The following is a 13,758-nucleotide window of genomic DNA, read 5'->3' as shown; positions in this document are numbered from 1 at the left end:
GCCTCAGACGGCCCAGCCGTCCAGCACGGCGCGAACGTCCATCGCCCTGGCCTCGGCGGCGCTCAGCGTCCGTCCACGACGGAAGGCCGCCGCGCCGGGCCCCCTGGAGCCGTACTGCGAAAAGCGGACCTCCTCCGGCTGCAGCATGGTGCGCGGATTGCCGTCCTTGCCGGTGTACCACATCTCCGTCCAGCCCTCCGGCGCGACGTGGTCGTCCATCCAGCAATCGATGAAGGCGGTCTGCGCCACGAACCTGGGGTCACCGTAACGCCCGTCGGGGAACTGGCTCGACGGCCGCCAGGGCCGGCCCAGATAGACCGAGCCCTTGGCTGTGCCCGGCGCCTTGGTCAGCTTGCAGTCCTTGAAGACGAAGCCGAACGGCTGGTCGATCGGGGTGCTGGGCGCGACCACGTAACCGTCGACAGGGTCGACCGGGCGCGGCAGCGAGCGGATCTCGCACTCCCTGAAGAACGCCCGCCCCGCCCCGAAGATGAAGTCGTAACTGCCGACGATCAGGCAGCGCTCGAACAGGCTGCGCCCGGCGTCGGGGAACAGGGTGTCCTGGTAGCTGAGGATGTCGACTTCCGTCAGCCTTGCGCGGTCGCTGCCCTTGTCGAGCATCAAAGCCACGGCCTGCGGGCCGCCGCCGTCGTGCGAGTGCAGGCCGCCGGGCTTGGTCATCTCCGCCAGGCCGTCGAAGGCGTTGCGGATGGTCAGGTTGCGGGCGGCGAAGTCCGGCGCGCGGACGAACAGGGTCGGCGTGCGGAAGGTGCCCCAGCGCTTGCCGTCGGGCGCGGTCAGCCCCGAAGCGGCCAGATGGGTGATGATCGAGCCCGTGCGGCTCTCGCCGATCAGGTGCACGAACGGCTTGTCGATGACGACCTGTTCGTCGAAGACGCCCTTGGTCACCAGGATGCGGAACGGCCGCGTCCCATTGGCCGATGCTGCGGCCACGGCCGCCGACAGCGTCTCGTAGGTCGGTGCCGAGAACCGGCGCGGATCATCAGGGCGCTTGAGCACGGCGTCGTAGCGCGGCGTGGCCGAGGCGACGCCAGGAAGCAGCAGGAGCCCGGCCGCCACGGTCCGTCGCGAAACCATCGTCATCGAAGCCTCGAAAGAAAAAGAGCGGGCGCCGGCCAGGAGGGACGGCCGACGCCCAACATTCCCCTGGGAGGAGGAAGGTCCGGTCCAGCCTAGAAGGAGTACCTCAGGCCGAAGTTGTACTGCCGGCCGGTGTGCGAATAGACGTAGATGCTGTCGCGCACGCTGTCGGTGTACTGCTCGTTGAACGCGTCGGTCAGGTTCAGCCCCTCGAAGGTGACCTTCAGGCGCTTGTTGATCTGGTACGAGGCCGAGGCGTCGACGGTGAAGGTGTCGCGCACCCCGTCGATGTCGTTGGTCGACGTGCCGCTGGGCACGGCGGTCAGGTACTTGTCGCGATAGGCGCCGGAGACGCGGGCGCTGAACTTGCTGTCCTCATAGTAGAGCGTGGCGTTGAAGGCGTTCTTCGACAGGCCCACCAGGTCGTTCTGCACGAAGCCGGTGGCCGAGCGCGACGAGATGTAGTCGATCTTGGAGTCGACGATCGTGACGTTGAAGATCGCGCCGGTGTGGCGCAGCGGGCCCGGCAGGAAGCTGAACGGCTGCTGGTAGCTGATCTCGATCCCCTTCAGCGGGCCGCCCTCGGTGTTGACCGGCTTGCTGAACAGGAAGGTGTCGTTGGCCGACACGCCGGCCAGGCCGTCGAGCAGGCTGGTCGGCAGGCCCGAGGCGGCGAAGGTCTGCGAGATCCGCTGCGTCTGGATATAGCTGTCGATGTCCTTGTAGAACAGGCCGACCGACAGCAGGGCGTCCTTGGCGAAGTACCATTCGGCCGACAGGTCGTAGGTGGTGGCCCGGATCGGATCGAGATACGGGTTGCCCGAACTGACGCTGAACACGCCCACGACGCTGAGGCTGCCGCCGGGCGTCAGGCTGCCCAGGTTGGGGCGGGTCATGACCTTGGCCGCGCCGAAGCGCAGCAGGAAATCGGGTGTCACCTCGGCGGTCAGGTTCAGGGCCGGCAGCACGTCCTCGTAGTCGCGATCGACCGTGGCCTGCTGGGCCGCGCCGGCGACCAGTTGATAGCCGGTCGAGCTCTGCTCGGTCTTGACGTAGCGCACGCCGACGTCGCCGCGGATCGGCCAGGCGAAGCGGTCGGAGTTGAAGTCCAGCTGCACGTAGGCGGCGGTGTCCTTCTCCTCGACGCTGCGGATGTTACCGCGCGCCGCCGAGTTGCTGGCGCCCGACAGCTCGAACAGGCCCGTGCCGCTGTAGATGTTGAACAGCTGGGCGAAGGCGTCGAGGTCGGGAGCGGCCCAGCTGGTGGGATAGCCCGAACCGCCGAGGTTCTTGCCGAAGCCGCTGACCAGCTTGGTCAGGCTCGACAGCGTGACGCCGGCCGGCAGGGTCGGCACGACGGACTCGTTGACCCGCGCCAGGGCCCAGGAGTCGAACTCGTACTTCTTGAGGTTCACCCCAGCCTTCAGGCGGAAGGTGTCGGAGAGCTCGTAGTCGCCGTCGAGCTGGGCGGTCTGGATGGTGTTGGTCACGCCCTGCGGCCGCAGGCGGATCTCCGAACGCGCCGCGCCGAAATTGTAGGCCAGCGGGTCGGTGACATCGAAGCCGAAGTTCATCGCCGGCAGCTTGGCGTTGTTCCGGTAGTCGTATGAGAAGCCGTCGGCGTTCTCGCGGTTGAGGATCACCGTCGTCTGGATCGGGTTGTCGAAGTCCGACTTCGAGAAGCCGACCAGGCCCGTCACCTTGAAGCGGTCGGAGAAGCGGTGTTCGACCGTGAAGGTGCCTTGGGTGTACTTGGTGTCGAGCTTGTCGAAGCGGGTCTCGCTCTCGACGTCGACGTCGTCGAACAGGCCGTAGACCATGTCGCCCTTGGCGTTCACCACGCCGTCGCGGACGATGATCTCGGGCCGGCCGCCCTGGGCGGCGTTGCGGGCGAAGGACAGGGCTTCCAGCCAGTTCTCGGTGCGGGTGGCCTTGAAGTCCGAATAGAGGAAGTCGGCCGTGACCAGGGTCTTCTCGTCAGGCCGGAACTGCAGCGAGGTGGTGACCCCGAGGCGCTTCTGGTCGTGGGTCAGGCGGCCGTAACGCGGGAAGCGCGGGGTGAACACGCTGGCGGAATTGGCCTGGGTGAAGGTCGAGGCCGGGCTGAAGCCGCCGACCTCCGTGCCGTTCAGCCAGCCGCCGGAGCCGTGGCCCTCTTCCAGCAGGTTGCGTTCGGTGTAAGCCACCGACATCAGGGCGCCGAGCTTGCCGTCGGCCCAGGTGTTGGAAGCCAGCAGCGCGAAACGCGGGTCCCAGCTTTCCGACAGATCGTTGTAGCCCTGCTGGGCCGAGACCACGAGGGTCGCGCCCTTGTAGTCGAACGGCCGGCCCGTCTGCAGGTCGACCGTCGCGCCCAGCGAGCCCTCCTCGGTCGAGGCCGAGGCGGTCTTGCGCACGGTGATGCTGTTGAAGAGTTCCGAGGCGAAGACGTTGAAGTCGAACGAGCGGTTGCGGTTGGCGCCGCCCGAGCTGTCGGTGCCGCTGGCCGTGCTCTGGCCCTCGACGCCATTGATGCGCACGCGGGTGAACTGGGGGCCCAGGCCCCGGACCGTGATCTGGCGGCCTTCGCCGGCGTCGCGGGCGATCGACACGCCCGGCACGCGCTGGATGGACTCGGCGAGGTTGGCGTCCGGGAAGTCGGCGATGTCCTCGGCCTTGATGACGTCGACGACGCCGCTGGTGCGCTTCTTGATGTTCAGCGCGCTGCCCAGGCTGGCGCGGAAGCCGGTGACGACCACCTCCTCGACGGCGGCGGGCTCCTCGATAGTGTCTCCGATCGGCGCGGATGACTGCTGCGGGATGGCCACGGCGGCGGTCGAGGCCAGCTGCACCGAGCCCTTCTGGCCCAGCACGGCGGTGCGGCCATCGTTGGAGACCACGGTCAGGTTGGCCCCGTCGAGCAGGCGCGAAAGGCCTTCGGAGACGGTGTAGGTCCCGCGCACGGCGTTGACCCGCTTGCCCTGGACGGCCGCCTGCGGGGCCAGGATCTGCAGGTCGGCCTGCTTGCCGAACTGGGGAATGCCGGTGGCGGCCGCCTGGGCCGGCACGTCGAACTTGCGCGTCTGGGCCTGGGCCTGGCTGCTGGCCAGGACCGCGGCGGCGCCCGCCGCCAGCATCAGGGCCGATTTTCCGTAGACGTCTCGCGGATAACCCATTCCGCGCCCTCCCTATGTGTTTGTTTCGCACGGCGCTTCTGGGAGCGCCTGTCTTGAGCGATGGGCGGGAAACCGGTTTCCGTCACGACGCTGCGAATATTTTTCAGGAGCCGTCCATCCGTGGACGGCCAAACCCCTACTCCGCCAGGGGCGCGATCGACTGGACGAGGATGGCGTCGCCGCGCACCGTCACCCGCGCGCCGAAACTGGCGGCTGCGGCGCGGGCGAAGCTTTCGGGCTCGTTGGTGCGGAACCAGCCGACCAGCTTCTGCTCGGCCAGGGCCGGGTCGGCGATGACGATCTTGCGGGCGTTGTAGCGGTTGAACTCCTCGGCGGCCGCGCCGAAGGCCTCGCCGTCGAGCACGATCTGGCCTTCGCGCCAGGCCAGTTCGCGGGTGATCTCGAGCGACGCCGGCACGGGACGAGCCGCCCCGGCGCTGTCGGAAGCAAAGACCCGCTCGCCGGCCGTCACTCGCCGGGGCTCCTCGCCCGCGCCCTCCGACCACACCTCGACCACGCCCTCGGTGACCAGCACCTCGCAGCCGCCATCGCGGCGGCGCACGGAGAAGGCCGTCCCGACCGCCCTCACCCGCACCGGGCCGCTCTCGACCACGAACGGCCGCTGGACGTCCTTGGCGACCTGGAACCAGGCCTCGCCCCGGTCGAGCCGCACCTCGCGCTTGCGCGGCTTCATGGCCACCTCCAGCGCGGTGTCGGTGTTGATGGCGGCCAGCGAACCGTCGGCCAGCGGCACGCGGCGGATCTCGCCCACCGCCGTGCCGTAGCGGGCGGCCAGCAGGCGCGGGGTCGCCACCACCGCGACGCAGGCGGCCGCCGCGACGCCCAGGCCGGCCAACAGTCCGCGACGACCGACGCGCGGACGCTGCGGCGCTTCCTCGACACCCAGCGCGCGGCCGCGATCGAGCAGGCCCCAGGCCGCCTGGGCGCGCACGAAGGCGCCCTGGCGGCGCGTGTCGCCGGCCAGCCAGGCCTCCAGCTCAGCCTGGTCCAGATCTTCGCGATCGGCGCGCACCACCCATCGGGCGGCGGCCGCCTCGATGTCAGCGGCGCTTTCGCGTTCGGTCATGCGTACTCGGCCTCCTCGCGGCCGCGGTTCCTTCGATTTCACCCTCGGCGAGGGCGGCGAGGATGGCGCGCAGCCCCCTCACGGATTCGTTCTCGACCACGTTTTCGGTCACGCCCATGCGGCGGGCGATCTCGCGTTGCGGCAGGCCCTCGATCTTGCGCATCTCGAAGATCCGGCGGCAGCGGTCGGGCAAGGCGGCGATCAGCCGCCGCACCCGCTCCAGCTCGCGCCGCCCGCCGGCGATGCGCTCGGGCGAAGGCTCGTCCAGTTCGACGTTCAGCGCGTCGATTTCCGTCACCGTGTCGATCCGCACCACCCGGGCCCGCCGCAGCTGCTCCAGCGCGACGCTGCGGGCGGCCTGGAACAGATAGGCCCGCGGCTCGCCGATGTGGTCGACATGGGACAGGCCCGCCAGCCGGCAGTAGGTCTCCTGCACGATGTCGTCGACGTCGCCGGCCGTGGCGAAGGCCCGCCGCAGCCAGGCGCGCAGGTCGGCTTCGTGGGGCAGGATTTCCCGCCCGATCCAAGCCACGACGCGCGCACGCCCCTCCGACACCGTTTCCGTCCCACCCACTCTGGTCGAGTTGTTCTGGAGGGAGCGATGCACGGGCGCGAAACTTCCGTCAAACCCGGCGCGATTTTCTTCGGAGAAGAAACCGCAGTGGTCTTATCGACGCCCCTTCCAAAGCCTGACAAGCGTGGGCGGAGGAGACGCCGATGACCGATTCCAGACACGGTTCGCCCACCCGTCGCGCGGTCGCCGCCGGCGCGCTGGGGCTGATGGCGACCCAAGCGGCGCAGGCGGCGCCGCGGGACGAGCAGCTCGTCTACGTCGGCGGCCAAGCGGACAAGGACGGCCAGGGCATCTTCGCCGCCCGGCTGAACGCGCCCAGGGGCACGCTCACCCCCATCGGCGTTGTGGCGACGCTGGAGCGCCCTACCTGGCTGGTCGCTCATCCCTCCTTGCCCGTGCTCTACGCTCTAAGCGAGACCGGCTATGGCCCCGGCGAACAGGGCAAGGTTCACGCGCTGAAGGCCGATCGGGCGACGGGCGCCTTGACCGTGATCTCGACGGTCGCCTCGGGCGGCGGCGGTCCGGCGCACATGTCGCTGGACGACAGGGCCGGCGGGCTGCTGGTCGCTCACTACGGCACGGGCCATGTCGCCGTCCTGCCCGTCCGCGCCGACGGCGGGCTGGAGCCGCCGGCCTCGGTGCAGGCCAATACGGGCTCTGGCCCCTCGCCCCAGCAGCAGGGGCCGCACGCCCATGCGGTGATGGTCGATCCGACGGGGCGCCAGGTCCTGGTCGCCGATCTCGGCGCCGATCGGGTCTTCGTGCATCCCTACGATGCGGCGACGAGGACGTTGGGCCCGCCCGGCGAAGCGTCCATCGCACTGCCGCCGGGAACGGGGCCCCGTCACATGGCGCTGCATCCGACCGGCCGCTACCTCTACCTGCTCAGCGAGATCCTGCCGGAAATCCGCGCCTATCGCCTGCGCAAGGGCCAGTTGGAGCTGCTGCAGACCCTGCGGGCGGGCGGAGAGCCGCCGATCAACGGCGCGGAGGTGGCGGTCAGCCACGACGGCCGTTTCGTCTACGCCTCGATCCGCGTGGAGCACGTCATCGTCGTCTATGCGGTGGATGAGGCCAAAGGGACGCTGCAGGAAATCCAGCGCATCGCCACCGGCGGCAAGACGCCCTGGAGCTTCTCACTCGATCCGACGGGCCGCTGGCTGCTGGCGGCCAACCAGGGCTCGGGAACGGTGACGGTTCTGGCGCGAAATACGGCCTCCGGCCGCCTGAGCGCCACCGACCAGGTCATCGCCGTCGACCGTCCAACTTGCGTGGTCTTCCCCGCCTGGGGCTAGAACAGGCGCTGCTGCAGCCAGACGATGGCCGGATAGGCCGCCAGCCAGGTCCAGAAGAAGCGGTTGAGGCCGAACAGGCCGGCGTTGGCCAGATGGAAGGTCGCGGCGACCGCCAGGCCGACCATCAGCGACGGCGGCGACAGCAATGTCAGCGGAAAGGCCAGCTCGAACAGCATCACCGCCCACGACATGGCCAGCAGCAGGCGCGGCCGGTCGGCCCAGCCGCGCAGGCTCTCGGCCACCGGATAGGCCGAGAAGGCGAACACCTGGCGCAGAGCCACGCCCTTGCGCCAGTCGGGGTTCACGATCTTCACCCAGCCGGAGATGAAGTAGGACAGCATCAGCTGCACGCCGAGATAGCCGAAGGCCAGTTCTCGCCAGGCCTCGACGGGCAGGGTGCGCGCCAGGGTCACGCACCACAGGGCCAACAGGCCCAGCCGGTCGCTGCCGCCGTTGTAGGGCCCCTGGAAGCGCTGGAGGATCAGCACCGACAGGCCCGCCAGGACGACCAGCGGCCAGGGCGAGGCTGCGCCCGCAACGACCAGCCCGCACAGCAGGATGCGCGCGCCGAACAGCAGCCGCTCGCGACGAAAGACCCGCAGATGCTCCAGGCTCTGCTGGATCAGCGCAAGGGCCAGCAGCACCTCGGTCAGGCGCAGGGCGTGGTCGAAGCTCATCGGACCTCGATGTCCGCCAGCCGCCGCGGCGCGGCCTGGTAGAGCACCTCGCGCTCGCCAGCGGCGTCGATGAACTGCAGCCGGAACGACAGCCAGGGCCGCGTGCCGGGGCGGCCGGCGAGATCGGCCGCGATCCGGCGGAAGATCTCGTCCTCGCCGTGAACTGTCGGCTCCTCGACCAGCCGCTCGGCGCAGCTGACCAGATAGAGACTCTCATTCCAGCGCGGGTTCCAAACCAGGCGGCCCAGCATGACCGCCGGCGACAGGCGTTGCGGGCGCGGCCGAAACTCGTCCCAGTCTTCCAGCGTCGCCTCGCGGGTGTCGGCCAGAGCGTGCTCGACGCGCGGCGAGGCGGCGATGACGTCGAAGAAGTTCCAGGACGGGATCAACGCCGGCGCCAGCAGCGAGAAGGGATTGGCCATGGTCCCTCCTTTCGGGTTGGGGCGAAGCGGTGGGGTACGCGGACGCCCCGATCCTGTCGAGAGCCGCCGATTTTCACTTGCGGTCGCCGGTGACGAGCGCATCTAAGCCGCACGGGCGACAGCCTCACGAAAGGTCGAGTTATGAATTTCTCGCGGTTGCGGACCACCAGCAAGGTCACTGGTGAATGGAAGTACGATCAGCCGGTCGCCAACAAGAGCGGCCTGCTGCAGGTCGACGCCGCGCCCGACCACAAGCTCTATTGGGAAGAGTACGGCAATCCGGACGGCGAGCCGGTGATGTTCCTGCACGGCGGCCCGGGCGGCGCCTGCGCTCCGCCGATGGCCCGCTTCTTCGATCCCAAGCGCTATCGCGTGATCCTGTTCGACCAGCGCGGCTGCGGAAAGAGCGAGCCGACGGTCGCCTCGGCCGGCCCGCAGGTCGCCCTGACCAACAACACCACCGACCACCTGGTCGACGACATCAACAGGCTGCGCGACGCCCTGGGGATCACCGGCCGCATGCACGTGTTCGGCGGCAGCTGGGGCAGCACCCTGGCGCTGACCTACGCCATCCGCCATGCCGACAAGGTGGCCTCGCTGATCCTGCGCGGCATCTTCCTCGGCGCGACCGAAGACCTGCTCTACATGTACCAGGGCAATGCGGCGGCCTTCACCAACACCCCCTACGCCCTGACCGAGCCGGGCGCCTACATCGCCTATCCCGACGAGTGGAAGGCCTTCGTCGAGGTGATCCCGGCCGAAGAGCGCGGCAACATCATGGGCGCCTACAAGAAGATCTTCGACATGGTCCCGACCAGCGAGGCCGAGCGTCAGCGCCAACTGGAAGCGGCCGTGGCCTGGTCGGTCTGGGAAGGCACGATCTCGAACATGATCCCCGACAACGCCGACGCGGGTAAGTTCGGCGAGGCCGACTTCGCCCTGTGCTTCGCCCAGATCGAAGCCCACTTCTTCGCCAACGGGCTGTTCCTCGAGCCGGACTACATCGTCGACAACGTCGACAAGCTGAAGGGCCTGGACATCCACATCGTCCACGGCCGCTTCGACCAGGTCTGCCCGCTGTCGCAGGCCTCGCGCCTGGTCGCGGCCCTGGACGAGATCGGCGCCCCGCCGGCCAGCTACGTCAAGACCGACGCCGGCCACAGCGCCATGGAAGGCCAGACGGTGCTGGCGCTCACGGCCATCATGGACGGGCTGCCCCAAATCAACCCTCTCCCATAGGGAGAGGGCGGGGCCCGCGCCGCAGGCGTGGGAGGGTGAGGGGTTACGCCGATGGCGGTCCCCTCCCCTAATCCTAGCAAACCAATTCAGGGCAATCGGCCGAAGTCCCTAACCCCTCACCCTCCCATTGCTGCGCAATGGGCCCCTCCCTCTCCCTATGGGAGAGGTGACCCTGGTCGACCTAAGCCGCCCTTCGCCCCATCTCCCCGCACATGCGGCGATAGCGCTCCAGCAGCCGCTCCAGCGTCGCCTGCTTGACCGGGCGGCCGTCGCGCAGCTTGACCCAGGTGGTCTCGCTGATGCCGAAGGTCTCCTGCAGGCAGGCCTTGGTGGCGGCCGGCAGGGCGCGGCGCAGGGCCTGGAAGGTGTCGCGATCGATCACCGCGTGCGCCAGCCGGACGGCCACGTCACCGCCCCGCCGGCTTTGGGGTCGTGGCCTGGACCAGATCCAGCCGCGCCTTCAGCGGATCCGCCCCGGTCTTCACCCCGTCATTGGTGAAGTCGATGATCGCATCACCGGCGGCGTCGTACTTCGGCCAGGCCGGCTGACCGGCCGGCGCGGGCGTGCCGTTGGTCGCGAACGCGATCCAGTAGGCGTGGGCGGCCTTGGCCGCGGCGGCGTCCGCCGGGGTCAGGGCCGCGCCATAGCGGGCGTCGACCGTGTCGAACACGAACGGGATCTCGGTGGCGTGCGGGGCGCTCCACCACTCCTTGCGCTGGCTTTCGGCCACGTAGGAGAAGCGGAACGACCATACCGGCGCGCCTTGCGCCGACAGGGTTCGCGCCACCTCGCGAGCCGGCTCGATGAACATCCGGTCGCCGGCCGCCTTCCAGCCATAGACCTTGATGTCGCCATCGCCGGTGGGATCGTAGAGCGCCTCGGCCTCGGCCCGCCGCTCGCCGAACGGCGCGAAGACCTGGTCGCGGGTCCCGCCGAAGAAGAAGCCATCGGCGCCGGTGGCCCCGACCATCACCGGCATCCTGGTCCACTCGCCCGCGGCGAAGGCGTCCAGCACCGGCTTGGTGACGATCTTGCCGTCGACCATCGGCCCGCCGTTCCAGGTGGGAACGCCGGAGGTGGCCATGTTCAGGCCGTCGACCACCGTGTCGGCCGGCAGGGCGCGCAGGGCGGCCAGGGCCTCGGGCCCCTCCCCGGTCACCCCAGCCTTGGCGGCGAAGGCGACGCCCACGCTCTCGGCCGAGCGCTCACCGGGCGCGGCCTTGATCGGCAGCGACGGCAGAAGGCGCGGCCGGCCGCCGCCCGACTGGATGATCGCCTTGTGGAACAGGCCCTGCGCCAGGGGCGTGGTCAGCAGGGCGTTGACCGACATGCCGCCTGCCGACTCCCCGAAGATCGTCACGTTGTCCGGATCGCCGCCGAAGGCCTCGATATTGGCCTGCACCCATTTCAGCGCCGCGATCTGGTCCATGAAGGCGTAGTTGCCCAACATGCCGCCGTCGGCGTTCTCGGCCGACAACGCCGGGTGGGCGAAGAAGCCGAAGCGCCCGACGCGGTAGTTGAAGCTGACCAGCACCACGCCGTCGCGGGCGAAGCGGTCGCCGGCATAGACCGACGGCGAGGAGCCGCCGTTGACGAAGCCGCCGCCATAGATCCAGACCATCACCGGCTTCTTCGCCTTGGCCTTGATGGCGTCCTTCGGCGTCCAGACGTTCACATAGAGGCAGTCCTCGGCCGGCTTGACGCCCAGGGGCGCGGCATCGCCCGGGAACGGGTTCTGCGCGCAGTCGGGGCCGTATTCGGCGGCCGAGCGGACGGCGGTCCAGGCGGTGGGGGTCTGGGGCGCGCGCCAGCGCAGCGGGCCAACGGGCGGGGCGGCGAAGGGCACGCCCTTGAACGCCGCCACCATTCCGCTCTCGACGCCCTCGACGGGACCGTTGACGGTCTTGACCACCGGACCGGCGGCCAGGGCCGGCAGGCCCATGGCCAGCGCCAAGGCGAGGCCCGAAACCAGGGACTTCCCTGAAGATCTCATCGCCATGCCCTTCCCTTACGGCTTCAGCGTCCGGGCCTTGACCTTAGCCCCGCCCTTGAGGGCCAGGTCCGTAGCCGAAGCGCCGACGGCCACCTGATAGTCGCCGCCCGTGACGACCCAGCGACGGCCCTTGGCGTCGAAGCTGGCCAGCAGGCGCGGATCGGCGGTCAGGGTCACGCGGCGGGTCTCGCCCGGCTTCAGCGCCACCTTGTCGAAGCCGATCAGGCGCTGCAACGGCTTGCCGGCCGCGCCGGTCAGATAGACCTGCGGGGCGTCCTTGCCCTCGACCTTGCCGGTGTTGGCGACGTCGAAGCTGACCGTGACCGACTGGCCGCCTTCGACCTTCAGGTTCGAATAGGCGAACGAGGTGTAGGACAGGCCGTAGCCGAACGGGAACAGGGGCTTGTCGCCGGTGGCGGCGAAGCGGCGATAGCCGACATCCGAGCCCTCGGCGTAGTTGACGTCGAACTTGGTCTTCTCCGGCACGCCGCGGCCCGGCAGGGCTTCGCGGGGGTACTGGCTGAGCGAGGCCGGGAAGGTCACCGGCAGGCGGCCCGACGGATTGACCGCGCCGAACAGCACGTCGGCGATCGCCTCGCCGCCCTTCGCGCCGCCGTACCAGGCCTCGACCACCGCGCCGGCCTGGCTCAGCCAGGGCATGGAGACCGGGCCGCCGGTCTGCAGCACGACGATGGCGTTGGGGTTGGCGGCGACCACCGCGGCGATCAGTTCGTCCTGGCCGTTGGGCAGCGACAGGTCGAAGGCGTCCTCGCCCTCGCCCATCCACTGGTTGCCCATCACCACCACCACGTCGGCGGCCTTGGCGGCGGCGACGGCCGAGGCGACGTAGCGGCCGTCGTCGAAGGTGACCTTGGCCTCCGGCGCGGCCTTGCGGATGGCGGCCAGCGGCGAGGAGCCGTTGAAGTACTGGCTGCGGAAGGCGCCCATCATGCCCTCCCCGCCCAACGGCACGACCCGCTTGGCGCCGCCCGGCGGCACCACCTGCGAGGAGCCGCCGCCCGACAGCACGCCGGCGTCGGCGTGGCCGCCGATCACGGCGATGGTCTTTGCGGACTTCGCCAGCGGCAGCAGGCCTTCGCGGTTCTTCAGCAGCACGATGCCTTCCGACGACGCCGCACGGGCGACCTCGGCGTTGGCGTCGTAGTCGATGGCGCCGCCCGGGGTCACCGGCTTGTCGAACAGGCCGGCGGCGAACATCGAGCGCAGGATGCGGCGCGTGGCGTCCGACAGGCGCGCGGCGGGGATCTCGCCCTTCTCGACGGCGGCCTTCAGCGGCTCGTCGAACCAGATCTTGGCGTCCAGCTGCTCGCCCGACTGCTGGTCCAGGCCCTTGACGATGTAGTCGGTGGCGTGGACCGCGCCCCAGTCCGACATCACCCAGCCCTTGTAGCCCCAGTCGCCCTTCAGCACGTCGTTGAGCAGGTGGGGGTTGCCGCAGCTGTAGTCGCCGTTGACCAGGTTGTAGGCGCACATCACCGAGCCCGGCTGGCTCTTTTCGATGGCGATCTGGAAGGCCAGCAGGTCGCTCTCGCGGTGAGCCGCCTCGTCGATCACCGAGTTGGCGAAGTGGCGGCTGGTCTCCTGGCCGTTCAGCGAGAAGTGCTTGATGGTCGAGACGATGCCCTGGGCCTGGATGCCGTTGATCTGGGCGGCCACGAGGTTGCCGGCGAGCCACGGGTCTTCGCCCAGATACTCGAAATTGCGGCCGTTGCGCGGGTCGCGGGCCAGGTTCACGCCGCCGGCCAGCTGGACGTTGAAGCCCTTTGCGCGGGCTTCGCGGCCGACCACCGCGCCGCCGTCATAGGCCAGCTTGGTGTTGAAGGTCGCCGCCAGCGACAGGCCAGACGCCAGGGCCGTGGCGCCGTCGCCGGGCCGCACGCCCAGCGGGTTGGTGACGCCGAGGCTGGCGTCGCTTTCCTCCAGGGCCGGCACGCCCAGGCGCGGGATGCCGGGGATGTAGCCGGCCGAGCCGATGGCGCCGTCGGGCTTCTTGATGCCGAAGATCGGCATCGACATCGGGCCGTGGACCAGGCCGATGCGCTCGTCGAGGGTCATCTCCTTTTCCAGCAGGGCCGCGCGCTCGTCGGGCGAGAGCTTGGTGTTCATCCACGGCTGGGCGGTCTGGGCCTGGGCCGCGCCGGCGGCCAGCGAGAGGGCCGCGATGCTGGCGGCGGTCGTCATGCGGATCATGGT

At 69.6% G+C, this 13,758-nt stretch carries 11 protein-coding genes; 2 read left to right on the top strand and 9 right to left on the bottom strand.

Annotated features, from left to right (window positions below; translation table 11 throughout):
- Nucleotides 1-3 precede the first annotated feature (3 nt).
- The 4 genes from G5B46_RS00160 to G5B46_RS00145 form a co-directional block, all read right to left on the bottom strand.
- On the bottom strand, nucleotides 4-1,104 hold the full coding sequence (locus tag G5B46_RS00160; RefSeq protein WP_165255066.1) for a pectinesterase family protein: 1,101 nt from the start codon (nucleotides 1,102-1,104) through the stop codon (nucleotides 4-6).
- A gap of 89 nt (nucleotides 1,105-1,193) precedes the next feature.
- Complete coding sequence (locus G5B46_RS00155) at nucleotides 1,194-4,256, bottom strand: TonB-dependent receptor (protein WP_205691415.1); 3,063 nt, start codon at nucleotides 4,254-4,256, stop codon at nucleotides 1,194-1,196.
- Nucleotides 4,257-4,392: 136 nt separating this feature from the next.
- Nucleotides 4,393-5,343, bottom strand: coding sequence for a FecR domain-containing protein (locus G5B46_RS00150; RefSeq protein ID WP_165255065.1), 951 nt, complete (start codon nucleotides 5,341-5,343; stop codon nucleotides 4,393-4,395).
- Complete coding sequence (locus tag G5B46_RS00145; RefSeq protein ID WP_346764848.1) at nucleotides 5,318-5,875, bottom strand: RNA polymerase sigma factor; 558 nt, start codon at nucleotides 5,873-5,875, stop codon at nucleotides 5,318-5,320. Before G5B46_RS00145 ends, G5B46_RS00150 begins: the two co-directional genes overlap by 26 nt.
- A gap of 185 nt (nucleotides 5,876-6,060) precedes the next feature.
- Here G5B46_RS00145 and G5B46_RS00140 point away from each other — a divergent pair, with 185 nt between their 5' ends.
- Nucleotides 6,061-7,212 (top strand): lactonase family protein, encoded by a 1,152-nt coding sequence (locus G5B46_RS00140; protein WP_165255063.1) that lies wholly within the window; start codon nucleotides 6,061-6,063, stop codon nucleotides 7,210-7,212.
- On the opposite strand, the gene G5B46_RS00135 is transcribed toward G5B46_RS00140, so the two are convergent.
- Together G5B46_RS00135 and G5B46_RS00130 are read right to left on the bottom strand one after the other, a co-directional pair.
- On the bottom strand, nucleotides 7,209-7,889 hold the full coding sequence (locus G5B46_RS00135; protein WP_165255062.1) for an HTTM domain-containing protein: 681 nt from the start codon (nucleotides 7,887-7,889) through the stop codon (nucleotides 7,209-7,211). The genes G5B46_RS00140 and G5B46_RS00135 overlap by 4 nt on opposite strands.
- Entirely contained in the window at nucleotides 7,886-8,311 is a 426-nt protein-coding gene (locus G5B46_RS00130) for a hypothetical protein (RefSeq protein WP_165255060.1), read from the bottom strand. Before G5B46_RS00130 ends, G5B46_RS00135 begins: the two co-directional genes overlap by 4 nt.
- Nucleotides 8,312-8,452: 141 nt before the next feature.
- Here G5B46_RS00130 and pip point away from each other — a divergent pair, with 141 nt between their 5' ends.
- Nucleotides 8,453-9,550, top strand: a complete 1,098-nt coding sequence (pip, locus tag G5B46_RS00125) for a prolyl aminopeptidase (RefSeq protein ID WP_165255058.1) — start codon at nucleotides 8,453-8,455, stop codon at nucleotides 9,548-9,550.
- Between the two features lie 181 nt (nucleotides 9,551-9,731).
- Here pip and G5B46_RS00120 read toward each other — a convergent pair whose 3' ends face one another.
- The 3 genes from G5B46_RS00120 to G5B46_RS00110 are packed head-to-tail and all read right to left on the bottom strand — an operon-like array spanning nucleotide 9,732 to nucleotide 13,755.
- Nucleotides 9,732-9,944 carry a hypothetical protein gene (locus G5B46_RS00120; RefSeq protein ID WP_165256440.1) on the bottom strand — a complete coding sequence of 71 codons (213 nt, stop codon included), beginning with the start codon at nucleotides 9,942-9,944 and terminating at the stop codon, nucleotides 9,732-9,734.
- 13 nt (nucleotides 9,945-9,957) lie between these two features.
- Complete coding sequence (locus G5B46_RS00115) at nucleotides 9,958-11,544, bottom strand: carboxylesterase family protein (protein WP_205691414.1); 1,587 nt, start codon at nucleotides 11,542-11,544, stop codon at nucleotides 9,958-9,960.
- 15 nt (nucleotides 11,545-11,559) lie between these two features.
- The gene (locus G5B46_RS00110; protein ID WP_165255057.1) at nucleotides 11,560-13,755 is read right to left on the bottom strand and encodes a beta-glucosidase; all 2,196 of its coding nucleotides are present in this window, start codon (nucleotides 13,753-13,755) and stop codon (nucleotides 11,560-11,562) included.
- Nucleotides 13,756-13,758: the final 3 nt, after the last annotated feature.

Origin of the sequence: Caulobacter sp. 602-2 (genome assembly GCF_011043625.1) — a bacterium.
In the GTDB taxonomy this organism is placed as follows: Bacteria; Pseudomonadota; Alphaproteobacteria; order Caulobacterales; family Caulobacteraceae; genus Caulobacter.
This window is presented reverse-complemented; position numbering and strand designations above follow the sequence as displayed.